The following is a 26,016-nucleotide window of genomic DNA, read 5'->3' on the forward strand; positions in this document are numbered from 1 at the left end:
ATCGGGTATGAACGTCGCCGTTCTCGCCCACGAGCGGTTCCCCGACCGAGCCAAGACCGCCGTCGGCGTCCTCCGATACGCCGACTACGACGTGACCGCCGTCCTCGACCGCGATCGCGCCGGCGAGCGGGTCGCCGACCACCTCCCGGACGTGCAGGACGCCCCGATCGTCGCCGACATCGACGACGTGCCCGACCCGGTCGACGCACTGGTGATCGGCATCGCTCCCATCGGCGGCGAGTTCGACGAGTCCTGGCGGCCCGACGTGCGCGGCGCCATCGAACGCGGGTGTGACGTGCTCTCCGGCTTGCACTACTTCCTCGCCGAAGACGAGGAGTTCGCCGCCCTCGCGGACGACCGCGGAGTCGAACTCAGGGATCTGCGCCGGCCGCCCGCGGAGCTGTCCGTCGCCGACGGCCGCGCCCGCGAGGTCGACGCCGACGTGGTACTCACCGTCGGGACGGACTGCTCGACCGGGAAGATGACCACGAGCGCCGAACTCGTCGCGGCCGCCCGAGAGCGGGGGATCGACGCCGCCCTGATCCCGACCGGCCAGACCGGCGTCCTGATCGAGGACTGGGGAATCGTCGTCGACCGCGTCCCCAGTGACTTCGTCGCGGGCGCGGTCGAGCGGATGGTCCGCGAGCGCGGCGACGACCACGACCTGCTGGTCGTCGAAGGCCAGGGGTCGATCACCCACCCCGCCTACTCGGCGGTGACCTGTGGTATCCTCCACGGGGCGATGCCCGACGCGCTCGTCCTGTGTCACGAGGCCGGCCGCGAGGCGATCCACGGCTACGAGGAGTTCGCCATCCCGCCCGTCGCCGAGGTCGCTTCGCTGTACGAGGACCTCGCCGCGCCCGTCGCGGACACCACCGTGGCCGCCGGCGCGTTGAACACGGACCAGCTCGACGCCGCCGACGCCAACCAGGCGGTCATCGAGTACGCCACGGCCATCGACGCGCCCGCGACCGACCCGGTGCGCTTCGGGGCCGGCGAACTGCTCGACGCCCTGCGATGACCCGCTCGACCGACTTCGCGTGGCACGACCTCGAACTCGCCGAACCGTTCGGGATCTCCCGTGGCACCACGACGGTCTCGGAGAACGTCGTCGTCCGGGTGGACGACGAGGCGGGCAATCTGGGGGTCGGCGGCGCGGCCCCGGCCGACTACTACAGCGCGTCCCGCGAGGCGATCACCGACGCGCTCCCCGACCTGCTGGCGGCCGTCGCGGACTGTGACCCGCACAACCGCCAGCGGATCGCCCGCCGCCTCACCGACGCCGCCGGCGGCCCCGCCGCCCACCCCGGGGCCCGGGCCGCCGTCAGTATCGCGCTGGCCGACCTGGCCGCCAAACAGGCCGAGATGCCACTCTATCGACTCCTCGGGCTCGATCCCGGCCGCCCGATCACCACCTCCTTCACCGTCGGCATCGACGACACCGACCGGATGGCCGAGCGAGCGGCCCGCGCGGCCGAGACCTACGACATCCTGAAGCTCAAACTCGGGACCGACCGGGATCGGGAGATCGTCCGGGCCGTCCGCGACCGGGTGCCCGAGGCGACGATCCGGGTCGATGCCAACGGGGCCTGGGACGCCGACGAGGCGGTCGCGATGAGTGAATTCCTGGCCGACCACGGGGTCGAGTTCGTCGAGCAACCCGTCACAGCCGACGACCTCGACGGACTGGCCCGCGTGAGCGCAGAAGGGCCGCTCCCCGTCGCGGCCGACGAGAGTTGCGTGGCCCCCGCCGACGTTCCCCGTGTCGCCGAAGCCGCCGATATCGCGGTCCTGAAACTCACGAAAAGCGGCGGCGTCTGGCCAGTCCTCCGGATGTGCCACGCCGCCCGCGCGTGCGGACTGGACGTGATGCTCGGTTGCATGACCGAGACCGACGCGTCCATCGCGGCCGCGGCCCACCTCACACCGCTGGCCGACTACGCCGACCTCGATGGGTCGCTGTTGCTCGCCGAGGATGCCTTCGAGGGTATCGGGATGCCGGGCGGCGAGATCGACCTGTCCCGGGTCGACCGGGTGGGGACGGGTGCGCGGCACAGGGGTACATAGTGGCTATGAGATGTCTACCAACGATGACAGAAAGAACTCAACAAGCAGGTTACGCTCACTGACTTCTAGTTCGGTTGTAACAACTCCTAGCGCATCAGTCGGTAACAGTCACTGTCCATGAATAATCGAGCCTGTCTATCCTGAGCCTTAGCTCACCTGTTTGGTCAAACGTTACCGAGCCAAACTCGTAGTCGTTCGTCCCTCCCCTTGGAATAGTCAATGCGACTGGCGTGCGGAAAGTTTGCCACTGCGAGATACTGTCTCGTGCACTAAATGTCGATATGAACCCTCCGTCACGTCCACCGTCATTGCTGAAAACAACCCGAGGTTGGTATGGTTCTCCGGTTGAGACGGTTGCCGGTGCGTCTACACGTTCGACAGAAATATTTGCAGTGGGTAGTTGGGGACGCATCTCGAATTCCACTTCGGCTGGCTCGGAGACTTGATCAGTCGCGTTGTCTCTAATTAGGACCTCAGCAGTGTAACTACCAGTATCCCATGAACCAGTCTGAAACGCCAGACCATGCTCCCATCGTTCAGAGTCGCCTGATGCGAGTTGTTGCTCCGTATGTGAATCCGACGCAATGCGCTGCCCACTGTTATCGTAAATCTGGATCTGCTCGGTCATATCAAGCTGCCCGTCTGAGACTGGAATTCGATATCGGCCGGCAATCATTATCGGCACGCCGGGCGTTGATGCCGTCGCTGCATTATCACCCGCATCGCCGAACGTTTCCCACTCATAGACATGATTAGCCGTCAGCACTTCCGGCTGTGTAGATTGTCCCGGCATCGCCGACGCCTGAGGTTCTGAAGACGGATTGGAGTCGTTAGACGAACAACCAGCGAAAACGGCCGCCCCGGTGAGTGAAATAAAAGCTCGACGTTTCATACTGGCATTTATCTATCCGAATAGAAAAATATTCGCTCAAACACATCCATGGAGGTTCTCAACAGATTTCGGTGATACTGGCAACTGACGCTCAGAGCCAGTCCGCGAACGTCTCGTGCTCCCGGGAGAGCCGGGCGTACTCGGACTGAACTGTCTCCAGTGCTTCTTCCAGCGACGCGCCCGCCTCCAGTTCTGCGCGGGCGCGGTCGATCTTCCACTGGCTCGGAGTCGTCCGCTCGTCCCAGCGGGCTTCGAGTGGATCGAGGTAGCGGTCCGCGGTGGCGTCGTCGATGCCTTGCTCGGCGAGTCCGCGGCGAGCGAACTCGAAGACCTCGGCGAAGATCGTCTCGCTGTCGCCCGTCCGCTCGCCGTCGGCAGTGATCCAGGCCAGTTCGGCGTCGAGCCCGTTCTCGACGGCCTCGTAGAAACTCCGTTCCGCGGCGTCGTGGTCGAGGTCGCCCAGCGGGTGGTCGGCGGCGACGAGGCCCCGGAGGAGGCCGCCGACGAGCGCCTGGAAGCCCACGATGTCACGGATCGACGGCTGGGTCGGGAGGGGGCGGTACTCGATGCGGATCGAGCGGCGGCCGCCGATGCCGTCCACGTGGTCGCCGCCGATGACGCCCCGAAGCCAGCGCCAGAAGGTCCCGCGCTTGTGGTCGAACTCCCAGATCTCGCCGGTGAAGCCCTCCTCGGCCCCCTCGACCCACTCCGCGAGGAAGGGGGCCAGGAGTGGGTCGTCGACGACGTGATCGACGGCGTCGGCGTCCGCCTCGAGGTCGTCGGGCACGCGACACTTCGACGGGTCGGTGTGGTTGACCGACTGCTCGAACGCGGCGATCCGGAGTTCGTGGTGGGTCTCGTCGAGCAGCGCCTCGGGGTCGACGCCGTCGTCGTACATGTCCCCCGGGAGGAACGGGGAGTTGGTCGCGAGCGCCAGCACCGGGCCGAGCGTCCGGATGCCGAGGTTGTGGTATCGCGGGAACTCGGTGGCGTCGGGGATCTGGACGTGCGGTTGAATCGACGTGGCCAGCGACTCGAACAGGATCGTCGGGAACTCGACGGTCGCGCCGGGCACGTCGAATGGGATGGCCCCGTCGGCCAGGTCCACGCAGTGGCGGTCGATGGCCCAGTACCGCGGGACCGGCCGCATGTTCGCCGGGAGGTCGGTCCCGTCGTGGTCGTCGGTGTCGCCGAGATAGTCGACGCTCCCCTCCGCCGGCGGCGTCGTCCACATCGCGTCCAGCACGAGGTCACAGCCGTGATCGCGGGCCGCGGCCCGTGCCTGCTCCCACTGGGCCGCCAGCGCCCGCGCCTGCGCGTCGAGTCCGTCGGCCGTGAACGGGTCCGGATCGGTGTTCAACTCGGCGTTGTGAAGCCCCAGCTCCTTGTTGCACGCCTCGAAGACGCCCTCGGGGATCGCCGTGAGTCGCCCGCCGTCGTCGACGGCGTACACTTCCAGTTCCAGCCCGATGGCGAACCCTTCGGTGTCGAGGTCGCCCTGCTCCAGCGCCGTCCTGAGAAACGCCGCCTGCTCGTCCACGCGGTCCTCGAACGCGTCCCGCGTCGCCGGAGAGAGCGACTGCCCCACCAGCTCGACCGGATCGGTCATTGCCAAAGAATCCCGAGAGCGAGGGATTCAGTGTTGCGGATTGCCCGCGCCCGCCGAACCACCACGCCGAGCCGGGGAACCGAACGGGTCCCACCCCCGCTTTATTTAAAACACCTTTCTTTACCCACGATATTTATTTGAGTTATCGGAAGGTATTGTCGATAACTCATGGCTGGGGACGTGTACACGGTTGCGGGCGGCAAGGGCGGTGTGGGCAAGACGACGACGGCTGTAAACACGGCGATCGCACTGCAAGCGGCGGGCCGGCGAACCATCGTGGTGGACGCGGATCTGGGGATGACGAACCTGAGCGAACTGCTCGGGCTGGATCACGAACCGCGCCTCCACGACGTGCTGGCCGGCGATGCCGAGTTGGGCGACGCCATCGCCGAGGGGCCCCGGGGCGTGTCGGTGCTGGCCGGGCGGGGCACGCTGGAGTCGTTCGCGGAGGCCGATCCGTCGAACCTCCGGCCGGTCCTGCGGGCACTGCGACGCTCCTACGAGGCGGTCATCGTCGACACGGGCGCGGGGCTCTCCCACGAGACGCTGGTGCCGGCGGGGATGTCCGACGGCATCGTCCTGGTGACGACGCCCGACGAGGTGTCGCTGACCGACGCCAAGAAGGTCGGCGACCTCGCCGAGCGCGTCGACGGTTCCATCGTCGGGGCCGTCCTGACGAAGGTGCGCGACGACATCGACGTGTCCGCGGTCGGCGAGGAACTTGGCGAGGAGATCCTCGGCGTGGTGCCACAGGACGACGAGGCGACGGCCGACGAACCGCTCGTGGTCACGTCGCCGGACAGCTACGCCGCACAGGCCTACCGCCGTCTCGGGACGAAACTCGCCGACAGGATCGACGACTCGGCGGTCGAACGGGCCGTCGAGTCCTGATCGAGCCGATTCCTGTCGGGTCGGCGACCCCGGACTGGTCGCCCGGTTCTCAATACACTTATCCCGCGGTGCCGACTTGCCACGGGTATGAGCGAGGTCACGGTCACGCTCCCCGACGGGTCGACCCTCGAGATGGAGCAGGGGTCGACGGTCGAGGACGTCGCGTTCGAAATCGGACCGGGATTGGGTCGGGACACCGTCGCCGGGGTCGTCGACGGCGAACTCGTCGACAAGCACGCCCCCATCGAGGCGGACGTGGAACTGGAGATCGTCACACCGAGTGCCGACGAGTACCTCGACGTACTCCGCCACTCCGCGGCCCACGTGTTCGCACAGGCCCTGGAACGACGCTATCCCGAGGCGAAACTCACCATCGGCCCCTGGACCGACGACGGCTTCTACTACGACATCGCCGGCGTCGATCTGGACGAGGACGACCTCGAAGCCATCGAGGAGGAAGCCCACGACATCATCGAGGCGGACCTGGACATCGAGCGGGACATGGTCCCTCGCGACGAGGCGTTCGACCGCTACGAGGACAACCGCTTCAAACGGGAGATCCTCGAAGACGAGGCCGCCGGCGAGGACCCCGTCCAGTTCTACCAGCAAGGCGAGTTCTACGACCTCTGTCAGGGACCCCACGTCGAGTCCACGGGTGAGATCGGCGGGTTCTCCCTGCTCGAAATCTCCGGCGCGTACTGGCGCGGCGAGGAGGACAACGAGATGCTCACCCGCGTCTACGGCACCGCCTTCCCCTCCGAGGACGACCTCGAAGAGTTCCTCGAACAACGCCGGAAGGCCCAGGAACGGGACCACCGCAAGATCGGCCAGGAGATGGACCTCTTTTCCATCGACGAGACCACCGGCCCGGGCCTGCCCCTCTATCACCCCAACGGGAAGACGATCCTGAACGAACTCTCCGACTACGTGGCCGGCCTCAACCGGCAGAACGACTACCGCGAGGTCGAGACGCCCCACGTCTTCCGCACGGAACTCTGGAAGAAGTCGGGCCACTACGAGAACTACGTCGACGACATGTTCCTGCTGGACGTGAACGACGAGGAATACGGGCTCAAGCCCATGAACTGCCCCGGCCACGCGACCATCTTCGATCAGGGGCAGTGGTCCTATCGTGACCTCCCGGTGCGGTACTTCGAGGACGGCAAGGTCTACCGCAAGGAACAGCGCGGCGAACTCTCCGGCCTCTCGCGGGTCTGGTCGTTCACCATCGACGACGGCCACCTGTTCGTCCGCCCGGACCAGATCGAAGACGAGGTCGAGGCGATCATCGACATCATCCTCGACATCCTCGACACCTTCGAGCTGGACTACACCGTCCAGTTCGCCACCCGGCCCGACAAGTCCGTCGGGAGCGACGAGATCTGGGAGCGCGCCGAATCGCAACTGGAATCGGTCCTCGATTCCGCCGACATGGAGTACGTGGTCGAGGACGGCGACGGCGCGTTCTACGGCCCGAAGATCGACTTCGCCTTCGAGGACGCGCTCGGCCGGGACTGGGACGGGCCGACGGTCCAGCTGGACTTCAACATGCCCGAGCGGTTCGACCTGACCTACGTCGGTGAGGACAACGAGGAACACCGACCGGTGATGATCCACCGCGCGCTGTATGGCTCCTACGAACGGTTCTTCATGGTCCTGACCGAACACTACAACGGGAAGTTCCCCACCTGGCTCGCGCCCGAACAGGTCCGGATCCTCCCGATCAGCGACGACCACATCCCCTACGCCGAGGAGATCAAACGCGAACTGGGCGACTACCGGGTGACCATCGAGGAACGCTCCTGGACGGTCAAAAAGAAGATTCGGCAGGCCCACGAGGACCTGGTGCCGTACATGCTCATCCTCGGTGACGACGAGGAGAGCGAGGGGACCATCTCGGTGCGCGACCGGAAGGAACGCGAGGCGAACGACGTGGACCCGACGGCCTTCCGCGAGCACCTCGACGACGAAGTGGGCGCACAGCGGATCGAACCGGACTTCCTGGACTAGTCGTCCAGACCCGCGCTGTCGCCGCTTTTCGGCTCCGTATCGCCCCAGTCTAGATCACGTTCCCGGTCGGTGTCCCGGAGGACGAACGGGCCGATGGCGAGCGTCCGCTTCGTGACCGTGACGATCCGCAGGATGTACGACAGCAGGATGGCGAAGGGGAGCAAGGATACCGTGACCGCAAGCGCCACGAAATAGAGGGCGTCGGTCCGGCCGAACGTGGTCGACGTGATCGTGCTGACCTCGAAAAACAGGAGCATACCGATCGCGACGATCAGCGCCGGAATCGCGGTGAAGAGGATGGTTCGCGAGAGGTTCGTCAGCTCCCACTGGAAGTACAGCGTCTTGAAGTGTTCGCGGGCCGGGCCGAACAGTTCGAGCGCGTCGACGAGTTCCTCGAACGCCTCGATTGCGGGGTCGGTCAACACGTCTTCGTTCTCGGCTCGGATGCGACGCGCGGCGTACAGCTTCCACGAGTAGTTGTAGTTCAGCGCCGAGAACACCACGTCGAATTCGCCGAACTGTGCGCCTTCGAGGTTGCTCGCGACCGCGTCGGCGTTCTCTTCGAGGCTATCGACGAAGGTTCCGACCTGTTCCGAGAGGTCGTCGTCGTCGATGTCGTCGACCGCGTTCTGGAGGGCTTCGGCGCGCCGCCTGGTGAGTTTCACCAGCGACCGGAGGAATGCGGAGGGTTGGGCCGGGCTCACCGGCTCCTGGATCACGTCTTCCACGTCGCGACGGAACGACATGGCACCCTCCATGCGCTCGCGCTGATCACCGACTGGCCCTTGCTCCTGTGAGAGGACTAGCTGGCTCAGCGTCAACACGAGCGTGACGCCCGTGACCGTCGCCCCGATGATCGCCTGGAACAGCGTCTCCAGCGGGTCGCCGGTCGCCAGGAGTTGCGATGGGGTTGCCGGGGCGGCGACCCCGAACACGATCACCCCGAGAAAGATGGTCACCGAGATGAGCGTCGTCACGACCCACCGATCCGCGTCGAGCATGAACCAGAACTTCGCGCTGCTCTCGGGCACCCGCTGGCGCATCGTGTCGCTCGGTTGCTCCCCGTCGCCGTCGGTGTCCGGCATACACTGACCGACGACCGGCACCCGGAAAAAGACGCGGCCTCTAGCTTTTCTCCTCTTCTTTCAGCTCCTCGAGCTCGGCGTCGAGTTCCGCGTCGCTGACGTCCGTCTCCTCGCTATCGGGAGTCTCGACGGCTTCGGGGTCCACGTCGGCGGTCTCGGTATCCGCCGCCGTGTCGGCGGTGTCGGCCTCTGTCTCCCCCTCGTCTTTCCCCATCTCGGCTTTGATCGTGTCGAGTTCGGCGTCGACCTCGCCCGTGGTCCGGATCTCCTCGAGTTCCCGGTCCAGCTGATCCTTGTCGCTCATGGCGTCCTCGAAGGCCCCGCTCTCCTGCAGTTCGTCCATCGCGGCGGCGCGTGCCTCCATCTCCTCGGTGCGTTCCTCGGCCCGCTGGATGGCCCGGCCCACGTCTTCCATCTCGTCACCGGCCCCGGTCATCGCCTCGGAGACGCGGTTGGAGGCCTCGGCGGCCTTGTAGCGGGCCTTCATCGTCTCCTTTTTCGTGCGGAACTGCTCGATGCGGTTCTGGAGTTCGTCTTTCTTTTCGATCAACTGGTCCTGTTGGCGCTGGAGGTCCTGGATCTGACTCTCCAGGTCCTCGATCTGGTTCATCTTCTGCTTTTTCTTCTCCAGCGCCCGGCGCGCGAGGTCTTCGCGGTCCTGCCGGACGGCCTCGCGGGCCTGATCGTTGTGCTTCTCGACGTTCTCCTCGAGGCGGCGCTGTTGGATCTCCAGTCGTTTCTTCTGGGTCGTCAGATCGGCGATGCCCTGCTTGACGTTCTGGAGTTCGTCACGCATCTGCTCGTAGGAGTAATCGAGGGTCTCGGAGGGGTCTTCGGCCCTGTTGAGGAGCCCGTTGACCTTCGAGCGGACGATGTAGGAGGCGCGCGAGAGGATGCCCATGGGATGCCTTGGGTACCGCTGCCCTTAAATCTCTCACACCTGACTGTCCGCCTACATGAGCGAGCAGCGCCGCATCGATGGTGACCGCACCGTTCAGGTCACCGTCGACACGCCCGAGGCCGACCGGGCAGTCGTCGCCTGCCCGCCACACCCACAGATGGGCGGCACGCGGTCGGACCCCCGCCTGCGTGCCGTCGGGGAGTCGCTGGCCGACCGCGGAATCGCCTGCCTGCGGTTCGATTACGGCCCCTGGGACGAGGGCGAGGCCGAGCGCCGGGACGCGCTGAACGTCCTCGCGTCGGCGCGGGACCGCTACGCCGACGTGGGGCTGTTCGGCTACAGTTTCGGTGCCGGCGTCGCACTGCTGGCGGCGGCCGAATCGGAGCCGGCCGCCCTCTCCGTCCTCGCACCGCCCGCGACGCTCGGGGACGCCGACACGGTGGCGGCCCTCGAAACGCTTTCCTGTCCCGTGCAGGTCGTTTTCGGGGAGCGAGACTCGACCGTCGAGTGGGAGCCGGTGGCCGAGCGCGCACGCGAGCGCGGGAACGTTGTGGAACCGGCCCCGGGCGATCACTTCTTCGCGGGCCAGGTCGACCGGATCGGCGAGTCGGTCGCGGCGTTCCTGTCCCCGTAGCGGCGTGGGGCTGTGATCCCGGACACGACCCTCGTCTCACCCTCAAGCTTTAACCGTCTTTGCGCCGACAACACGGCGTATTCATATGTCGGATTCCGACCACGGCGACGAGCAGGAGGCGGTCGACTGGTCGTCGCGGGTCGAGACCGAGGAGGCGGCGCTGGACGAAACCTCTGCGGGTCCGCCGCGTCCGCCCGAGGGCGAGGAGCCGATGCGCGTCACGACCGACGAACCGGCCGTCACGACGCCGGGTGACCCCCGCGAGGAAGTCACGGCCGACGTGATCGGGCACTTCGAGTCTGCGACGGACCTCGTCGCGCCGCAGCCTGACGAATCGTTCCTCCGGGACTCGTTTTTCGACTTCGAGTACGCCGACCGGTACCACGAACTGGAACGCTACTGGGTGAACAAGCCCTTCGCGTACGTCTCGATCGTCGAAGACCAACGGGAGAACGACGAGCGCTACCACGTCGTCGAGCCGACCCTCTCGACGTTCGAGGACCACTTCCGGGCGGACATGATCACGGAACTGCGCGAGGTCCTCCTGCACGTCCCCCGCGAGGACGACCCCGAAGAGACCCTCTCGCGGGAACTGGCCGGCCTGGCCAACCGCTACGCCGCCGACGCGGACCCGGGGTCGATCCACAAGGTCCACTACTACATCACTCGGGACCTGCTGGGCTACGACGCGGTCGATCCCCTCATGCGCGACCGCCAGCTGGAGGACATCTCCTGTGACGGCACGAACGTCCCGGTGTACGTCTACCACCGGGGCTACCGCGACCTGGAGACGAACGTCCGGTTCGACCGCGAGGCGCTCAACTCGCTCATCATCCGGCTGGCACAGCGCAGCGACAAGCACATCTCGGTGGCCGAACCGATGGTCGACGCCAGCCTCCCCGAAGGCTCGCGTATCCAGATGACGCTGGGCGAGGAAGTGAGTTCCCGGGGGTCGAACTTCACGATCCGGCGGTTCGCGGAGGTGCCCCTGACCCCGATCGATCTCATCCAGTGGGGGACCTTCTCTGTGGAGACGATGACCTATCTCTGGCTGGCCATCGAGAACAACCTCTCGCTCATCTTCGCGGGTGGGACCGCCTCGGGCAAGACCACCTCGATGAACGCCGTCTCGATGTTCGTCCCGCGAAAGAGCAAGGTAATCTCCATCGAGGACACCCGCGAGATCACCCTGCCCCACGACAACTGGATTCAGAGCGTCACGCGCGAGGGGTTCGAGGGCGGCCGCGGCGAGATCGGGATGTACGAACTCCTGCAGGCCGCACTCCGCCAGCGTCCGGAGTACCTGCTGGTCGGCGAGATCCGCACCGAACAGGACGTGGCGCTCGCCTTCTTCCAGGCGATGGCGACCGGCCACACGGCGTACACGACGATGCACGCCGACTCGACCGAGACCGTCCTCTCGCGCCTCCAGAACCCGCCGCTCTCGGTGCCGGAACAGATGGTCCGGGAACTGGACATCGTGGCGATCCAGCGCCAGTTGTTCCTCGACGACCGGCGGGTTCGCCGGAACGTCGGCATCTCGGAGTTCTTCCGTGACCCCGACGGCGGCACCGAGGTTCGGGACGTGTACGAGTGGCAACCCGGCGACGACGAGATGGCGTCGGTCGAGCCGTCCGGCAAACTGCGGGAAGTCATGCGGATGCGCGGCTGGGACGAGTCGGATCTGGCGGCGGAACTCGGCCGCCGCGAGCGCCTCCTCCGGCACATGGTGACCGAGGACATCGCCGACTACGAGACGGTGAGCGAGGTGCTGTGGCGGTTCGACCGCGACCCCGAGGCGGTGCTCGAACGAGTCGAAGACGGGACGCTCGCCGAACTCGGGACGGATGACTGAGGAGCCACAGCCCAGCGAGACCGGGCGCTTCGTCCCGGCCGCCCAGTGGCTCCGGGAGTTCTTCCGGGCCCGCCGGGAGCGCCACGTCGACCTCCGGACCGACCTCAACCGGGCGCGGATGCCGACGACGGTCGACGCCTACCTCGCTCGCGTCGCGACCGTCTCGCTTTCGGCCGTCCTCGTCGGTGTCGTGGTCGGCCTCGTCCTCGCGCAGATTCTCGCCGGGACGGTCTTCGCGACCCTCGCCGCCGGCCCTCTCGGGTCGACGCTGGTCGCGAGTCTCGTCGTCCCACCCGTCTTCGGTGGGGTGTTCGGGCTGGCGACGTGGTTCGGGTTGTACTACGCGCCCCGGTACCGCGCCAGACAGCGTCGCCGCAAGATCGACCTCCTGTTGCCGGACGTGATCACCTATATGTTCGCCCTCTCCAGTGGCGGGATGAACACCGTCGAGGTCCTCCGGCGGGTCGCCGAGACCGAGGAGATCTACGGGGAAGCCGCCCACGAGATCGACCTGGTGACTCGCGAGATGGAGTACTTCGGGGCGGACTTCCTGACGGCACTCCAGCGGGTCGCCGACGCCACGCCCAGCGACAACCTCAGCGAGTTCCTCCAGGACCTGCTGGCGATCATCGACTCGGGCGGGAACGTGACGGACTTCCTCGACGAGGTGCGGGGCCAGTACGCCCGCGAGGCCCGCATGGCACAGGACCGGTACCTGGGGACGCTCTCGCTGTTCGCGGAGATCTACGTCGTCGCGATGGTCGCCGGCCCACTGTTCCTGTTGATCCTGCTGATGGTGATCGGCATCCTCGGTTCGCCGACCGGTGACGGTGCCATGCTCATCGTCTACGTGGTCTTGCCGCTCGGCTCGTTGCTCGCCTACCTCATGCTCGACGTACTCAACGCGCCGTTCACGCAGGGCCGGCGGACACTGCCCCGGCGGACTGACGCGCCGGAGACGCCCGACGATCCGGCCGTCGCCGAGTACGAGGCCGAGAAGCGACGGCAGAAGCTCCGTGACCGGCTCTCGAACCCGATCCCGGAACTGGCCACGAATCCGATCCGGTCGTTGCTCGTCTCGGTTCCGGTGGCGGCGACCCTCGTCGTGGCTCTCGTCGCGACCGGCGTGGTCGAGCCAAGCGTCGCCGCGTTCTACGACGCCCCCACTCGAACGACGGGACTGTTGGCGGTCCTGCCGTTCGTCGTCGTCACGCTCCCGGTGTCGGTGCTGTACGAGGCCCGCGAGCGGGAACTCCGGCACGTCCTCGACCGGTTCCCGGACGTGCTCTCCTCGGTCGCGAGCGCCAACCGGATGGGCATCCCGCTGTCGGAAGCCATCGACATCGTCGCGCGCCGCTCGACCGGCCGGGTCGGGGCGGAACTCACCCGCGTCCACAACGACGTGTCGTGGTTCGCGGACACGCGGGCCGCGCTCCGGCGGTTGGCCGCGCGAGCGCGGACGCGCGACGTGACCCGGACGCTCCGGCTGGTGGTCGACGCAGACGAGACCAGCGGCGACCTCGACCGGGTGCTCTCGATCGCCGCGGAGACGAGTCGCACCCACCGCGAGTTCCGGCGTGCCCGCACCACCGAGGTGTTGAGCTACGTCGCCGCGGCCGTCGTCGCCTTCCTCGTCTATCTGGGGATCGTCCTGCTCATCGACGATTTCTACCTCCAGACCGTCGCCGAGGTGGGCCAGACGATCACAACGGGCGACCCGCGGCTACCGGCGACGCTCTCGGCGATCAACGTCTCCGTGTTCCGGCTGACGCTGGTCCACTCGGCGCTCGTCCAGGCGGTGTGTATCGGCATGATCGCGGGCAAGATGTCCCAGGACAGCGCCTACGCGGGCCTCAAATACAGCATCGCACTGCTCGGTGTCTCGGTCGCGGCCTTCTGGGTGATCTGAATGACTGAAAGTTCTCACACCGCGACCGACCGCGGCCAGTCGGCCGTGATCGGCTTCGCCCTGCTCTTTGGCATCCTCCTGCTCACGCTCGTTACCGTCCAGACGTTCGCGGTGCCCACCTGGAACCAGGGGATCGAGTTCCAGCACAACCAGCGCGCACAGGAGGACATACAGCGACTCGGCGACGCCGTCTCCGAGGTGGCTACCAGCGGTCGCGCCGGCACCCGGACCGTCACGCTCGGGACACGCTACCCGACCCGCCCGTTCCTGTTGAACCCGCCGGACCCGACCGGTACGCTCCGGACGAGCGACCCCGGCGAGATCCGGATCGAGAACGCCACCGCCGTCGGGGAGACCGGCCACTACTGGAACGGGACCGTCCGGACCTTCAGCACGCGCCACCTCGTCTACGACCCGGGTTACAACGAGTACCGATCCGCGCCGGCGACGGTGCTAGAGAGCGCCGTGGTCCTCAACACCTTCGAGCAGGGCTCCAGCGCACTCTCGGGGACGACGCTGGTCTCCGGGCGCGACGTTTCCCTGACGGCCCTGGCCGGGCGGTACTCCCGGGGCAGTAGCGAGGCCGCGACCCTCACACTCGACCCGCTCAGCGCGCCGGCCGAGACGGTCAGCGTCGAGAGCGCGACGCCGATCACCCTCTCGCTCCCGACGACGGGCAGCGAGTCGACGTGGCAGGACCTGCTGGCGGACGAACGGCAGGCGGCGGGGGGATACGTGACGAGCGTTTCGGTCGTCGCGGGCGAGCCCCACGACCGCCTCGTCGTGACGCTCGCGGCGAACACCACCTACGACCTCCGACTGGGGCAGGTCGGGGTCGGGTCGAACACGACCGATCCGGGGCCGCGCTACATCACCAGAACCGGCCTGCAGGAGACGACGATCCTCGACGGGACGGACACGCTGTTGACCGCCGAGGTGCGCGACCGCTTCGACAACCCCGAGAGCGGCGTGCAGGTCGCAACCGAAGTCGTCGACGGGCCGGGCCGCGCAGAACTCGTCCGCGGGCGGACCGACGAAGACGGACAGGCAGTGATCCGCTACGTCGCGGACGGCTCCGGGACGGCGACGGTCGCAGTGACATACGGCGACGCGCCCGGAGCCGCACAGACGGTGAACTACACCGTTCGAGTCGTGTCGCCTGCCGGGGGTGGCGGCGGGGACGGCACCGGCGGCGGTACCGTCACCGACCCCTGTGCGCCCGCCGAGTGGTCGGCCGCGAACCCCACCCGCCGGCTCACCGAAGCCGACGAGGGCTGTACGTGGCGCAACGTGGCTGGCGGCGGCCTCGAACTGTCGAATCCCGTGCTGGAGTCGACGAGCGCCGACGGGAGCGACGACGCCAACGAGTATCTCAGGCTCGTCTTCGACGCCACCAGCGGCGGCGAGACCGTCCGCTTCCTGATCCCCGGGGACCGCGACGGACTCGAACGTCAGGGGAACGGCGACTGGAACAACCGCGAGGTTCGAATCCTCCGGCGCGGGCCCGCCGACGATTCGTTCTCGGAGGTGTTCGACGGCCGGCTCAAAGAGTCCGTCCTCGACCGCTGGTACCGCGGCGAGGAACCGCTGGACCTGCTCGTCTCACAGAGCTACGACGGGAGTACGAGCGGGCTCTCGACCGTCCGGAACTTCGTCCGGGACAACGACGTGGACGTGACCTTCACCGAGGTCCACGGCGAGGTGACCCTTCGCGGCGGCTGAAAAGTGTGCATACGTTGCACACTCGGGGCTTCCCGTAACCGTTTTGAGCGCGCCGCGCGCACCGTCGGTATGCCGACCGAATCAGAGACGAACTACGACCCCGAGCTGGGTCGGAAGTTCATTTTCGTCACCGGCGGCGTGATGTCCGGACTGGGGAAAGGCATCACCGCCGCGAGTACGGGACGGCTGCTGGCAAACGCCGGCTTCGACGTAACGGCGGTCAAGATCGACCCCTATCTCAACGTCGACGCGGGGACGATGAACCCCTACCAGCACGGCGAGGTGTACGTGCTGAAAGACGGCGGGGAGGTCGACCTGGACCTGGGGAACTACGAGCGGTTCCTCGACATCGACATGACCTTCGACCACAACGTCACCACGGGGAAGGTCTACCAGCACGTCATCGAGAAAGAGCGGGCGGGCGACTACCTGGGCAAGACCGTCCAGATCATCCCGCACATAACCGACGACATCAAGCGGCGCATCCGGGAGGCCGCCGAGGGCCACGACGTGTGCATCGTCGAAGTCGGCGGCACGGTAGGGGACATCGAGGGGATGCCCTATCTGGAAGCCCTGCGCCAGTTCGCCCACGAGGAAGACGACGACGACATCCTCTTTACCCACGTCACCCTCGTCCCCTACTCGAAAAACGGCGAACAGAAGACCAAGCCAACACAGCACTCGGTCAAGGAACTCCGGTCCATCGGCCTCCAGCCCGACATTCTGGTGGGCCGCTGTGAGGACAAACTCCACGCCGACGTGAAAGAGAAGATCGCGCTGTTCTGTGACGTGCCCACCGACGCCGTCTTCTCGAACCCGGACGTGGAGGACATCTATCACGTCCCGCTGATGGTCGAGGAGGAGGGCCTCGACGAGTACGTGATGGAACGGCTCGACCTGCAGTCGGAGGCCCTGCCCGAGGCCGAACGGGACAACCGCTGGCGGGAACTCGTGACCCAGGACACGACCGGCGAGGTCGAGATCGCACTCGTCGGGAAGTACGGGCTGGAAGACGCCTACATCTCGATCCACGAGTCGCTGAAACACGCCGGCCTCGAAGCCGGCGTCGACGTGACCACGACGTGGGTCCACAGCGAGGACCTGGCCGACGGCTACGACGGGGAACTCGACGACGTGGACGGCGTCGTCGTCCCCGGCGGCTTCGGCTCCCGGGGCATCGAGGGGAAGATCGAGGCCTGCCGGTACGCCCGCGAGAACGACCTGCCGTGGCTCGGTCTCTGTCTGGGCTTCCAGATGGCCGTCGTCGAGTACGCGCGCAACGTCCTCGACCTGGAGGACGCCCACTCCGCCGAGATCGAGGAGGAGACGCCCCACCCCGTGATCGACCTGCTCCCCGAGCAGTACGACCTGGAGGACATGGGCGGGACGATGCGGCTGGGCGCTCACGAGACCGACATCGACGCCGGGACGCTCGCCCACGAGCTGTACGGCGACACGTCCTGTACGGAACGGCACCGCCACCGCTACGAGGTCAACCCCGAGTACATCGAGGAGCTGGAGGACGCCGGCCTCGTCTTCTCGGGCCACACCAACAAGCGCATGGAGATCCTGGAACTGCCCGACCACCCCTACTATCTGGGGACGCAGTTCCACCCCGAGTTCCGCTCGCGGCCCGGCCGCGCCAGCCCGCCGTTCGTCGGCCTGCTGGAGGCCGTGCTGGACGAGACGGACGTTGCGGAACGTGAGGAGGTGGAAGTCTGATGGTCGACGTGGATTCCTTTATCGACGAGAAGATCGACGAGATCAGCGAGTCGGTCGGCGACGAAAACGCCGTCATCGCCCTCTCGGGTGGCGTCGACTCCTCGACGGCCGCCGCGCTGGCCTACGAGGCCATCGGCGACCAGCTTACCCCCGTCTACGTCGACACCGGCCTGATGCGGAAAGGCGAGACCGAGCAGATCCGCGAGACCTTCGACTACATGGACTCGCTGCGGATCGTCGAGGCCAAGGACCGCTTCCTCGACGCCCTGTCGGGCATCACCGACCCGGAGGAGAAGCGCCACGCCATCGGCGAGCAGTTCATCCGGGAGTTCGAGACCGTCGCTCGCGAGGTCGACGCCGACTACCTCGTGCAGGGGACGATCTACCCCGACCGCATCGAGAGCGAGGGGACGATCAAGTCCCACCACAACGTCGGCGGCCTGCCCGACGTGGTGGACTTCGAGGGCATCGTCGAGCCGATGCGGGACCTCTACAAGGACGAGGTCCGCGAGGTGGCCCGCGACCTCGATCTGGAGGCGATCATCGCCGAGCGGATGCCGTTCCCCGGCCCCGGCCTGGCGGTGCGGATCATCGGCGAGGTGACCGAGGAGAAACTGGAAGTCGCCCGCGAGGCCAACCACGTCGTCGAGGAGGAACTGGAGGATCACGACCCGTGGCAGGCCCTCGCCGCAGTCATCGGGAAGGCCACCGGCGTCAAGGGCGACAACCGCGTCCACGGCTGGGTCGTGGCCGTCCGCTCGGTCGAGAGCCGGGACGGCATGACCGCCCGTGCCCAGAACGTCGACTGGGAGACGCTCCAGCGCATCCAGAGCCGGATCACGGGCGAAAACGAGAACGTCGCGCGCGTGCTGTACGACGTGACCCACAAGCCGCCGGCGACCATCGAGTACGAGTAACCCCCAGTCTTCTTTTCGCTGGCGCGAGTTCGGGGAGCCGATGCCCTCCAACGGAGCGTCCGAACCCGACCATCGGACCCTCGATCTGCCGGGCCGTCCGGAACCGATCCGTGCGGAGATCCGAGCCGTGCCGGTCCTGAACCCGCTGGCCGTGGCCGTCGCCGGCCTGGTCTACGCGGTCGTCCTCGCCGTACTCCTCTCGCTGTGGTGGGGGCTGGGACTGCTGGTTGCCCTGCCGACACCGCCCGTCTCACTGCGCACGGGTCTGATCCTCTGGCTCGTGGGGATCGGGCTCGCGGTCGGGCGCGACGCGGCGCGGAAGGCCCGGATGTCCGTCGAGATCACGCCGGGCTGGATCACGCGCTCGTTCGGGTCACGGGCGGTGACGGTGCCGCGCGCGGAGATCGACCGGGTGCGGGTTCGGACGACGCTCGTCGACCGCCTCGTCGGGACCCGGACCGTCGACGTGTACGACGCCGACGGCCACCGGCTCCGCATCCCCCGCGTCCGCGCCTCGGCGGCGGTCGAACGGGCACTCGCCGCCCACGTCGAGTCCGCCGAGTGCGGTCGGTCGGCGTGACACGACCGTGAGAGCCAAATCCCGGGGGGCACAGAGAGCAATCATGAACGCAGTCATCGCCGGTCCCGACGAACACGACCTCGGGGCGGCACTGTCGGCAGTTGGATTCTCGGTTACGCGCGCCGCGGGCACCGCCAACCGCCCGGCGCTGGAGGAGGCGGGGATTCACGACGCGGATCTGCTGGTCCTCACCGACGCCGCGCTGGCGACCGCGATCCCGGTCGCGACCGACCTCACCGACGACCTCCGGATCATCGCCTACACCACCGACTCGCTCCCCGAATTCGTGAAAGGCCAGGGCCACATGGCACTCGACCCCGAGCTGTTCGACCCCGAGGACGTGGCCGCAGAGGCCGCCGACACGGACGAGTAGCGCCCGAACCGCCGGTATTTTTATCAGTACAGCTACAGCAACGTCCCGCATGAGTGGTGCGCAGCCGATCACGACGGTCGAGACGGACCCGAAACCGGCGGTGTTCAGCGGCGGCGCGATCTTCATGGCCGGCTTTTTCGGCGTTCTCGGCGGACTATTCGGCGGAGATTTCGTGGCTTCGCTGGTCGGCGTCGAGGAGAGCGTCGGTACGATCCTGGCCGGCGTCGGTGTGTTCCTCCTGCTGGAGGCGCTGTTCTACGTCGGGAACCGGCGAGGTGCGGCGACGTTCTACCGGGATCGGGTCCGCTTCAACGACGACGCGGTGGCCTACGACGACGTGTCGGCGGCCGTCCGGATGGACTCGCTCTCCCGCGGGCTGTTCGGGACGGCCGACTACGAACTGATCGCTCACGGCGAGGAGAACCTCCGGCTCCGGTACGTGACCGAGCCCGACGAGGTCGAGCGCGTGCTGGACGACCGGCTCCCGTCGCCCGAGGAGCGTCTGTCGGCGGCCGACACCGGCGACCACGACGAGTACCGGCGGTCGCGATACCTGACCTCGCCGTGGAACTTCTGGGACTACTGGGACGAGGAGGAGCCAGTTCCCGAATCCGCGGTCGTCGAGGACGACGTCCTCGAACGCGTGATGGACGTGGACCCGGGCGACGCGGACCTCGACGAACTCGACGACGTGGACATGGACGCGGCCGACGGGCTGGGCGATATCGACGCCGGCGACGTGGGTGCCGATTCGGGCGGTGCCGACGGCGGTGGCGGCTTCGACGGTGGCGGCGGTGGCGGCGGGGAGTAGCTACAGCGAGTCGACCAACTCGTCGAACGCCTCGCGGCCGCGGGCCTCGAAGGGTGTGCCGTGCCCCATCGCGGCCACCGAGAAGTCGGGCGCGCGGTCGGCCAGATCACGGATGCTCTCCTCGACGGCGTCGGTGTCGTAGCTCATGAGCCACGGCGACGGGCGGAGGTCACCGTCTCGCTCCACGACGAGGTCGCCGAGGAAAGCCGCGTCCAGAGCCTCGCTCACGTAGACCACGTGGCCGGGTGTGTGGCCCGGCGTGTGGTGGGCGGTGAAGCTCCCGACCTCGTCGCCGTCGTCGACGGTCTCGACGGAGAGAGCGGGCGATTTCAGGAACGGGCCGAGCGCGTTCTGGAGCGCGCCCTTGTGGTTCGAGAGCGGCGGCCGTTCCTTGCCGGTCAGATAGGGTTCGTCGGCCGGCCCGACGTAGACGGTCGCGTCCAGGCCCTGCAGGCGGCCCAGGCCGCCGACGTGGTCGAAGTCGTAGTGGGTGAGCAGGACGCGATCCACGTCCTGCAGGGAGTAGCCGGCCTGATCCACGCCGAGAACGAGGTTGCGCCCGTCCCACGGGTTGCCCGCGTCGACGAGCGTCACCGTCCCGTCGTCGACGAGGTAGGCGTTCACCCCGCGCAGGTCGTACCACCACACGTCGTCCCCGAGTTCGGTTACCATCGCCACAGTCTGGGGACGCCAGCGGCTAAAAGCCACGCCAAGCGACAGGCCCGACGGACAGCCGTGGGGAGAAGGGTGCGGGGGTGCGGGATGGATCGACCTGCCGGTGGGTCGTTTCGGGTCGAGCGCGTCAGCGTTCCAGGACGGTCCCGCCGGCACCGACGGCGATGTCGACCTCGCCGCGGGCGACGGCCTTCAGGTTCTGGCCGACGGGCGTCGATTCCCGGACCCACTGGTCCTCGTAGGCGTAGGTCTTCCCGCCGCCGCCGACGACCTGACCGGCGTCGCCCGCGTCGGTGACCTCGATGTCACGCAGGCCGGCGTCGCCGGTGTCGGCGGGGACCCACTCGGTGCCGTTCCAGTGGAAGATCATCCCGCCGCCGCCGGAGATCCACACGTCGGCCGGGCCGTGGGAGTCGACGCCGTAGAAGTTCACGTTGGCGTCGGCCAGCCCGATCTTGTCCCAGGTCTCGCCGTCGCCCGTGTGGAAGACGGACTTGTTGCCGTCGACGATGTGGCCTTTCCGGTCGTCGTAGCAGTCGATGGCGTTGATCGCCGAGCCGCTGCCGGGCGTGACGTAGTTCCAGCTCCCGGTCTCGCCGTTCTCGAAGCTGTAGTAGACCTTCCCGGAGTCGCCGGCGACGTAGACGTTCGCCTCGCCGGCCTCGCCGGTCACGGCCACGTCGTTGAAGTTGTTGGTCACGTCCATGGGCGCGGAGTGACTGTTCAGACTGCCGGTCTCCACGTCGTACTCGCCGATGGCACCGGAGGAGCCGACGAACCAGAGCCGCTTCCCGTCGTCGGTCACGTCGGAGCCGTAGAGGTTGTTGCCGTTGCCGGTCGGGCCGCCGTCGAGTACCTTGCGCCAGCCACGCGGGGTCCGCTCGATGACGACGCCGCCGGTCCCGACCGCGTACGCGCCCGCGGTCGTGTGTTCGACGTCGTAGAGGGAGCTGTCGACGGGCGTCTCGGCGACCGCCCAGCCGTCGCCGTCGGCCGCCGCGGCCGTCGGGACCGCCGCCGCGGCGACTGCGACACTACTCGCCTGGAGGAACCGTCTGCGCGAGAGGTCTCGGTCGGACATTGCATCTTCCGCTCGGGTCGGCTGTCACTTAGTGTGGGCAAGCCGTTAGCGAGAGTTCATTCGTTTTGTCCTGTTTACGAGGACACGAACCGGCCCGACACGCTCGGTGAGTCGGTGGAACGAGCGCGAAATCGCCTAAACTGGTGTGAAACCACAGAAGATATTCAAAGGGTGAGTGATCGACGGAACCGCTAAGGGTGGGCCGACCGACCATCGGATATGACGCTGGATCGACTGCCCGACCTCGACCCCGACGCGGGCGAGGTGATCGACGAGGAACTGGCCGTCAGCGACGACGTGCTGGTGAAGGTCTTCGCCCTGGGACCGGGGGCGGAACTCGACCCGCACGTCCACGACGAGGCGTCCAACGTGTTCCACGTACTCGAGGGGACGGTGACCGTCGTGCAGGACGACACCGAGGCGACGATCACCGCGCCCGGTGTGGTGTTCAACGAGCGTGGCCAGGCACACGGGGCGCGAAACGGGACCGACGACGTGGTGATTCTGACCGCGAGTCTCTGCCCGCTCCCCGGCTGAGAGGCGCGACCGGTGGGGTGAGGGGCCGGTTGCTGGCGACGGTAGGCACTGGATAGCGGCGGTTCTCTCGGTCGGCGTCGAAACGACCCGATCACCGGTCGTCGCCGTTCGTCGCTCGGGTGGCCGCCGCCGAAGGGAGTGACTGCGACGGCGCAGTACGCCCATAACAATGAGTGGAAACGCGGTAGGCCGGGCTATCGCATGATCGGCGCAACTAACCGATCCGTCACTCGCGGACAGTTCCGAACGATTGGGTGCCAGCCGGCGACGACCACCGCGCCGTCGACGGGGGGTGCGTGATGCGAACCGAGTCCGCCGGCGGCGACTGTCGACCGCTGGTACTGCTCGTCGTCGTCGCGCTCTGCGTGGCCGTGGTCCCGCCGAGTGTCGCGGCCGGCGCGACCGACACACCGACACCGGCGTCGGCGACTGCCGTCGGAACCGCGAGTGCGACGTCGCCGGAGGCGGTGACGATCACGGTCGAACAGGGCGAGGAGTGTTACCGGATCGACCCGCTCGGGAACGGGACCCGAACGGTCGAGGCGTTCTACGACTACAACACCTCGACCAACTACAGCTCGACCGGGACGACCGAGTTGCAGGACAACCAGGTCAGTAACCTCCTGATCTACCACGGCAGTGAGGGATACAGTCTGGTCTTGCTCCACGACGAGTACGACGACGGCCCGTACGGTGGGGTCGCCTCGATGACGTTCACCGGGCTTCCGACCGACGGCGAGTGGGCCGTCGAGGACGACGGCTACGACGGCCGCGACGACACCTTCGACCACCAGGGCACGCGGAGCGAGATCGACTGGATGTGGTACGGCGACCGCACCGACGGCGGTGCGTTCCGCGGACTGACCGCGAGCGAGTCCGTCTCGATCACGATCGACCCGGCGTTCAACGAGGACGCCGCGGCCTGGGGCGAGTGGAACGCCTCGGGCAACGCCGACGATCGAGTCGAGGAGTGGCGGCTGTTCACCGGCCCCGACGAACGGACGACGCTCGACCGCGACGCCAACGTGACGGTCAACCGGGGCGGCTGTGACCAGCCGCCGTCGGCCGCGCTCTCGGCCGAGCCCGCGACCGCCGCCGTCGACGAGTCGGTCACGCTGAACGCCTCGGACGCGACCGACGACGAGGGGATCCGGCGCTACGGCTGGGACTTCGACGGCGACGGCACCGTCGACCTGAACACGACCGCCCCGACCGCGGACTACACCTACGAGTCGACCGGCGACTACGGGGCCGCCGTCACGGTGTGGGACTACGCGAACAACACCGCCACCGCGTCGACGACCGTCACGGTCACCGAGAACGGGTCCGACGGCGACTCCGACGACGGGGATTCGGGCGACGGCGACGAGTCCGACGACGGCTCCGAGACGGACGGGCCGGACGACGTGCCAGTGCCTGCCGTCTCCGGCCCGGCGACGGCGGCGGTCGGCGAGACCGTGACGCTGGACGCGAACGCCTCGACCGACGGCGACGGCATCCAGAGCTACGGGTGGAACTACGACGGCGACACGACCATCGACCGGACGACGACCGTGCCGACGACCGAGACGAGTTTCGACGCGGCGGGGACCTACACCGTCGCCGTCACGGTCAGCGACGAGAACGGGAACGAGGCGACGGCCGAACACGTGATCGAGGTCGGCGCGGCGGACGACGAACCGCCGACCGGCGAGATCGACGCGCCCGACGAAGCGACCGTCGGCGACCCGATCACCGTCGAGGCCCGGAACCTGTCGGACGGCCTCACACACGTCTGCTGGTTCTTCGACGGGGAGAGCGGCCCGGAGGGTACGACCGCACAGCACACCTTCGACCAGCCCGGGACCCACGAGGTCACGCTACAGTTGCGAGACGAACGCGGCCGGGAGACCGAGATCACCGCCGATGTGTCCGTCGTCTCGGGGGACGGCCACTCCGAGGGCGGGGACGGTGACTCGGGAAGCGACGGGTCCGAGGACGGAGACGACGACAGTGACGGGTCCGACGACGACGCCGGCGACGACAGCGACGAGGACGACGCGGACGGCGGTGACGACGGGTCCGACGACGACGCCGAAGACGACGGGTCGGACGACAGCGACGGTGCGTCCGGAGCCGACGATTCAGGCGGAAGCGGTGCCGGCGATGGCTACGACGTGGGTGCCGATATCAACCCCCAGGGTCCGGGGATCGGGCCCATCGACGTGTCGGAACCGGGGGCGGACGAGTCGGCTGCAGACCGGAACGGGACGGAAACCGAGTCCGCCGTGTCGGTCGCCGCGGTCCGGACGGGTCGGGAGACCGTCGACGCCGGATCGTCGGTCGAGATCACCGTCCGCTTCGCGGAGACCGGCAACGGTACGGAGCAGGTGCCACTGACGGTGCGCCGGCACCGGGAAAACGGGCCCGACAGCGTGGTCGACGAACTCTCGGTCACGGTGCCCGACAACGAGACGGAGACGGTCTCGGTCGCGACGACGGTGGAGCGACCGGGCGAGTACCGGGCCGAGATCGGCGACCGGACCGCCGCGTTCTCCGTGCTGGCGCTCGCACCGGGCGGGGGCGACGATGGATCGGCGACCGACCGGTCGACGGCCAGCCGGTTCGGCGCGTCCGCCCCCGCGGACGACCCCGGCGAGTCGACCGCGGCGACGACGGACGACACGACGACTGGGGCATACGGTCCCGGATTCGGGCCGCTCGCGGCGGCGCTCGGACTGGCGCTGGCCGGGTTGCTGGCGGCCCGGCGGCGGTTCGACTAGCTCACTCCCGCTGGGCGAGCCCGGCGAGGTGCGGGGCCTGCTCGACGATGATCTCCTCGGTGCCGAGGCGGGCGGCGTTCTCGCTGCCCGGGAGGCAGAAGACGACCGCACCGTCGACGATGCCCGCGGTGGCGCGCGTTCCGACGACTTTCGTCCCGATCTCGTCGTAGGAGAGATTCCTGAACAGTTCGCCGAACCCGGGTAACTCCTTGTCGAACAGCGGGGTGACGGCTTCGATGGTCACGTCGTCGGGTGTGACGCCCGTCCCACCGGTGGTGACGACGGCGTCCACGTCGCCCCGGCTGGCGACCGCGTCGACGGTGTTTTGCACGCCGTCGTGATCGTCCCGGATCACGTCCCTGACGACCACTTCGTGGCCCGCCTCGGTCAGGCCAGTCTCGATGACGTCACCCGCGGGGTCGTCCTCCCGCGTCCGTGACGACGAGACCGTCACGACGGCCACGCCGAGGGACTCTGGGTCGTGCGCGTGGTGGTCGTGATCGTGGGCGTGTTCCGCCTCGTGTCCGTCGCCCTCGTGTTCGTCTCCCTCCGCGTCGGCGGCCGTCGTGTCGGCCGCCTCCGTGTCTTCGCTGTCCTCCTCGTCGTCGAGAGAGCGTCGTGTGTCGCGTGACTGGAAGTCGACCATAGCGGGGTTTCCGGTCGCGTCCCCTAAACACTCCCGCCCGGACCCGGGGGATTCCTCTCGATCACGAAGCGGCCGGCCCGATCCCCGAACCGACGGCACAGTGGCCAACAGTCCAATATGTGTCGATGAGAAGCTATTAATAATAATGCGTACTGAATTACATATAATGGCACGGTACCACTTCGTCTGTCACGACTGCGAGGCGGAAGCTATCGTGGCCGACCGCGAGTCGGCCGCGGGACGACGCGACGACCACGTCGAACGGACCGGACACGAGGCGAGTTTCGCGGCATTCGTCGCCGCCGAGGGGGCCTGACGCGCGGGTCGATCAGTCGAC

At 67.6% G+C, this 26,016-nt stretch carries 23 protein-coding genes; 16 read left to right on the plus strand and 7 right to left on the minus strand.

Translation table 11 applies throughout. The features are described from left to right. Positions 1–7: 7 nt before the first annotated feature. Together ACOZ4N_RS18830 and ACOZ4N_RS18835 are read left to right on the plus strand one after the other, a co-directional pair. Complete coding sequence (locus ACOZ4N_RS18830; protein ID WP_424017901.1) at positions 8–1,021, plus strand: DUF1611 domain-containing protein; 1,014 nt, start codon at positions 8–10, stop codon at positions 1,019–1,021. Continuing rightward, on the plus strand, positions 1,018–2,067 hold the full coding sequence (locus ACOZ4N_RS18835; protein ID WP_424017902.1) for a dipeptide epimerase: 1,050 nt from the start codon (positions 1,018–1,020) through the stop codon (positions 2,065–2,067). Before ACOZ4N_RS18830 ends, ACOZ4N_RS18835 begins: the two co-directional genes overlap by 4 nt. Positions 2,068–2,161: 94 nt before the next feature. Here the strand turns inward: ACOZ4N_RS18835 and ACOZ4N_RS18840 are convergent, their stop codons facing one another. Further along, positions 2,162–2,959 (minus strand): hypothetical protein, encoded by a 798-nt coding sequence (locus tag ACOZ4N_RS18840; RefSeq protein ID WP_424017903.1) that lies wholly within the window; start codon positions 2,957–2,959, stop codon positions 2,162–2,164. Positions 2,960–3,050: 91 nt separating this feature from the next. Further along, entirely contained in the window at positions 3,051–4,568 is a 1,518-nt protein-coding gene (locus ACOZ4N_RS18845; protein ID WP_424017904.1) for a hypothetical protein, read from the minus strand. Positions 4,569–4,736: 168 nt separating this feature from the next. Here ACOZ4N_RS18845 and ACOZ4N_RS18850 point away from each other — a divergent pair, with 168 nt between their 5' ends. Continuing rightward, positions 4,737–5,459 carry a MinD/ParA family ATP-binding protein gene (locus tag ACOZ4N_RS18850; RefSeq protein ID WP_424017905.1) on the plus strand — a complete coding sequence of 241 codons (723 nt, stop codon included), beginning with the start codon at positions 4,737–4,739 and terminating at the stop codon, positions 5,457–5,459. Between the two features lie 87 nt (positions 5,460–5,546). After that, positions 5,547–7,469 carry a threonine--tRNA ligase gene (thrS, locus tag ACOZ4N_RS18855; protein WP_424017906.1) on the plus strand — a complete coding sequence of 641 codons (1,923 nt, stop codon included), beginning with the start codon at positions 5,547–5,549 and terminating at the stop codon, positions 7,467–7,469. On the opposite strand, the gene ACOZ4N_RS18860 is transcribed toward thrS, so the two are convergent. Continuing rightward, on the minus strand, positions 7,466–8,554 hold the full coding sequence (locus ACOZ4N_RS18860) for a hypothetical protein (protein WP_424017907.1): 1,089 nt from the start codon (positions 8,552–8,554) through the stop codon (positions 7,466–7,468). The two genes, thrS and ACOZ4N_RS18860, sit on opposite strands and share 4 nt — an antisense overlap. A 40-nt stretch (positions 8,555–8,594) precedes the next feature. Continuing rightward, complete coding sequence (locus ACOZ4N_RS18865; RefSeq protein ID WP_424017908.1) at positions 8,595–9,455, minus strand: PspA/IM30 family protein; 861 nt, start codon at positions 9,453–9,455, stop codon at positions 8,595–8,597. A gap of 55 nt (positions 9,456–9,510) precedes the next feature. Here ACOZ4N_RS18865 and ACOZ4N_RS18870 point away from each other — a divergent pair, with 55 nt between their 5' ends. The 9 genes from ACOZ4N_RS18870 (at position 9,511) to ACOZ4N_RS18910 (ending at position 19,978) form a co-directional block, all read left to right on the plus strand. After that, positions 9,511–10,089: an alpha/beta hydrolase gene (locus ACOZ4N_RS18870; RefSeq protein ID WP_424017909.1), complete on the plus strand. Its 579-nt coding sequence runs from the start codon at positions 9,511–9,513 to the stop codon at positions 10,087–10,089. A gap of 85 nt (positions 10,090–10,174) precedes the next feature. Continuing rightward, positions 10,175–11,944, plus strand: a complete 1,770-nt coding sequence (locus ACOZ4N_RS18875; RefSeq protein ID WP_424017910.1) for a type II/IV secretion system ATPase subunit — start codon at positions 10,175–10,177, stop codon at positions 11,942–11,944. Next, on the plus strand, positions 11,937–13,853 hold the full coding sequence (locus ACOZ4N_RS18880) for a type II secretion system F family protein (RefSeq protein WP_424017911.1): 1,917 nt from the start codon (positions 11,937–11,939) through the stop codon (positions 13,851–13,853). Before ACOZ4N_RS18875 ends, ACOZ4N_RS18880 begins: the two co-directional genes overlap by 8 nt. Beyond that, the gene (locus ACOZ4N_RS18885; RefSeq protein ID WP_424017912.1) at positions 13,854–15,575 is read left to right on the plus strand and encodes a DUF7289 family protein; all 1,722 of its coding nucleotides are present in this window, start codon (positions 13,854–13,856) and stop codon (positions 15,573–15,575) included. It begins immediately after the preceding gene. Between the two features lie 69 nt (positions 15,576–15,644). Beyond that, positions 15,645–17,297, plus strand: coding sequence for a glutamine hydrolyzing CTP synthase (pyrG, locus tag ACOZ4N_RS18890; protein ID WP_424017913.1), 1,653 nt, complete (start codon positions 15,645–15,647; stop codon positions 17,295–17,297). Continuing rightward, positions 17,297–18,214: a glutamine-hydrolyzing GMP synthase gene (gene guaA / locus ACOZ4N_RS18895; RefSeq protein ID WP_424017914.1), complete on the plus strand. Its 918-nt coding sequence runs from the start codon at positions 17,297–17,299 to the stop codon at positions 18,212–18,214. The genes pyrG and guaA overlap by 1 nt, the downstream gene beginning before the upstream one ends. A 40-nt stretch (positions 18,215–18,254) precedes the next feature. Beyond that, positions 18,255–18,794 (plus strand): hypothetical protein, encoded by a 540-nt coding sequence (locus ACOZ4N_RS18900; RefSeq protein WP_424017915.1) that lies wholly within the window; start codon positions 18,255–18,257, stop codon positions 18,792–18,794. Between the two features lie 43 nt (positions 18,795–18,837). Then, a complete protein-coding gene (locus ACOZ4N_RS18905; RefSeq protein WP_424017916.1) occupies positions 18,838–19,167 on the plus strand; it encodes a DUF7126 family protein in 330 nt (109 codons plus the stop codon). Between the two features lie 49 nt (positions 19,168–19,216). Continuing rightward, positions 19,217–19,978 (plus strand): hypothetical protein, encoded by a 762-nt coding sequence (locus ACOZ4N_RS18910; protein WP_424017917.1) that lies wholly within the window; start codon positions 19,217–19,219, stop codon positions 19,976–19,978. Here the strand turns inward: ACOZ4N_RS18910 and ACOZ4N_RS18915 are convergent, their stop codons facing one another. Both ACOZ4N_RS18915 and ACOZ4N_RS18920 read right to left on the minus strand, forming a co-directional pair. Beyond that, positions 19,979–20,650, minus strand: coding sequence for an MBL fold metallo-hydrolase (locus tag ACOZ4N_RS18915; RefSeq protein WP_424017918.1), 672 nt, complete (start codon positions 20,648–20,650; stop codon positions 19,979–19,981). Between the two features lie 130 nt (positions 20,651–20,780). Then, positions 20,781–21,734: a WD40/YVTN/BNR-like repeat-containing protein gene (locus ACOZ4N_RS18920; protein ID WP_424017920.1), complete on the minus strand. Its 954-nt coding sequence runs from the start codon at positions 21,732–21,734 to the stop codon at positions 20,781–20,783. A 219-nt stretch (positions 21,735–21,953) separates the two neighbouring features. On the opposite strand from ACOZ4N_RS18920, the gene ACOZ4N_RS18925 reads away from it, so the two are divergent. Both ACOZ4N_RS18925 and ACOZ4N_RS18930 read left to right on the plus strand, forming a co-directional pair. Continuing rightward, a complete protein-coding gene (locus ACOZ4N_RS18925; RefSeq protein WP_424017921.1) occupies positions 21,954–22,271 on the plus strand; it encodes a cupin domain-containing protein in 318 nt (105 codons plus the stop codon). Between the two features lie 299 nt (positions 22,272–22,570). Next, positions 22,571–25,033, plus strand: a complete 2,463-nt coding sequence (locus tag ACOZ4N_RS18930; protein ID WP_424017922.1) for a PKD domain-containing protein — start codon at positions 22,571–22,573, stop codon at positions 25,031–25,033. A 1-nt stretch (position 25,034) separates the two neighbouring features. Here the strand turns inward: ACOZ4N_RS18930 and ACOZ4N_RS18935 are convergent, their stop codons facing one another. Further along, on the minus strand, positions 25,035–25,679 hold the full coding sequence (locus tag ACOZ4N_RS18935) for a MogA/MoaB family molybdenum cofactor biosynthesis protein (protein ID WP_424017923.1): 645 nt from the start codon (positions 25,677–25,679) through the stop codon (positions 25,035–25,037). A gap of 166 nt (positions 25,680–25,845) precedes the next feature. Between ACOZ4N_RS18935 and ACOZ4N_RS18940 the strand changes: the two genes are divergently transcribed. Continuing rightward, the gene (locus ACOZ4N_RS18940; RefSeq protein WP_424017924.1) at positions 25,846–25,995 is read left to right on the plus strand and encodes a hypothetical protein; all 150 of its coding nucleotides are present in this window, start codon (positions 25,846–25,848) and stop codon (positions 25,993–25,995) included. Positions 25,996–26,016 lie beyond the last annotated feature (21 nt).

Origin of the sequence: Halorientalis pallida, from assembly GCF_049605515.1 — an archaeon.
Classification (GTDB): Archaea; Halobacteriota; Halobacteria; order Halobacteriales; family Haloarculaceae; genus Halorientalis; species Halorientalis pallida_A.

Excerpts from the sequence above, each read along its gene's own strand:
- pyrG (WP_424017913.1), top strand. The coding sequence starts at position 15,645 with ATGCCGACCGAATCAGAGACGAACTACGACCCCGAGCTGGGTCGGAAG.
- ACOZ4N_RS18925 (WP_424017921.1), top strand. The coding sequence starts at position 21,954 with ATGACGCTGGATCGACTGCCCGACCTCGACCCCGACGCGGGCGAGGTG.
- ACOZ4N_RS18850 (WP_424017905.1), top strand. The coding sequence starts at position 4,737 with ATGGCTGGGGACGTGTACACGGTTGCGGGCGGCAAGGGCGGTGTGGGC.
- ACOZ4N_RS18870 (WP_424017909.1), top strand. The coding sequence starts at position 9,511 with ATGAGCGAGCAGCGCCGCATCGATGGTGACCGCACCGTTCAGGTCACC.
- ACOZ4N_RS18900 (WP_424017915.1), top strand. The coding sequence starts at position 18,255 with ATGCCCTCCAACGGAGCGTCCGAACCCGACCATCGGACCCTCGATCTG.
- ACOZ4N_RS18910 (WP_424017917.1), top strand. The coding sequence starts at position 19,217 with ATGAGTGGTGCGCAGCCGATCACGACGGTCGAGACGGACCCGAAACCG.
- ACOZ4N_RS18915 (WP_424017918.1), bottom strand. The coding sequence starts at position 20,650 with ATGGTAACCGAACTCGGGGACGACGTGTGGTGGTACGACCTGCGCGGG.
- ACOZ4N_RS18835 (WP_424017902.1), top strand. The coding sequence starts at position 1,018 with ATGACCCGCTCGACCGACTTCGCGTGGCACGACCTCGAACTCGCCGAA.
- ACOZ4N_RS18860 (WP_424017907.1), bottom strand. The coding sequence starts at position 8,554 with ATGCCGGACACCGACGGCGACGGGGAGCAACCGAGCGACACGATGCGC.
- ACOZ4N_RS18845 (WP_424017904.1), bottom strand. The coding sequence starts at position 4,568 with ATGACCGATCCGGTCGAGCTGGTGGGGCAGTCGCTCTCTCCGGCGACG.
- ACOZ4N_RS18935 (WP_424017923.1), bottom strand. The coding sequence starts at position 25,679 with ATGGTCGACTTCCAGTCACGCGACACACGACGCTCTCTCGACGACGAG.
- ACOZ4N_RS18905 (WP_424017916.1), top strand. The coding sequence starts at position 18,838 with ATGAACGCAGTCATCGCCGGTCCCGACGAACACGACCTCGGGGCGGCA.
- ACOZ4N_RS18875 (WP_424017910.1), top strand. The coding sequence starts at position 10,175 with ATGTCGGATTCCGACCACGGCGACGAGCAGGAGGCGGTCGACTGGTCG.
- guaA (WP_424017914.1), top strand. The coding sequence starts at position 17,297 with ATGGTCGACGTGGATTCCTTTATCGACGAGAAGATCGACGAGATCAGC.
- ACOZ4N_RS18830 (WP_424017901.1), top strand. The coding sequence starts at position 8 with ATGAACGTCGCCGTTCTCGCCCACGAGCGGTTCCCCGACCGAGCCAAG.
- thrS (WP_424017906.1), top strand. The coding sequence starts at position 5,547 with ATGAGCGAGGTCACGGTCACGCTCCCCGACGGGTCGACCCTCGAGATG.
- ACOZ4N_RS18930 (WP_424017922.1), top strand. The coding sequence starts at position 22,571 with ATGCGAACCGAGTCCGCCGGCGGCGACTGTCGACCGCTGGTACTGCTC.
- ACOZ4N_RS18840 (WP_424017903.1), bottom strand. The coding sequence starts at position 2,959 with ATGAAACGTCGAGCTTTTATTTCACTCACCGGGGCGGCCGTTTTCGCT.
- ACOZ4N_RS18940 (WP_424017924.1), top strand. The coding sequence starts at position 25,846 with ATGGCACGGTACCACTTCGTCTGTCACGACTGCGAGGCGGAAGCTATC.
- ACOZ4N_RS18885 (WP_424017912.1), top strand. The coding sequence starts at position 13,854 with ATGACTGAAAGTTCTCACACCGCGACCGACCGCGGCCAGTCGGCCGTG.
- ACOZ4N_RS18865 (WP_424017908.1), bottom strand. The coding sequence starts at position 9,455 with ATGGGCATCCTCTCGCGCGCCTCCTACATCGTCCGCTCGAAGGTCAAC.
- ACOZ4N_RS18920 (WP_424017920.1), bottom strand. The coding sequence starts at position 21,734 with ATGTCCGACCGAGACCTCTCGCGCAGACGGTTCCTCCAGGCGAGTAGT.
- ACOZ4N_RS18880 (WP_424017911.1), top strand. The coding sequence starts at position 11,937 with ATGACTGAGGAGCCACAGCCCAGCGAGACCGGGCGCTTCGTCCCGGCC.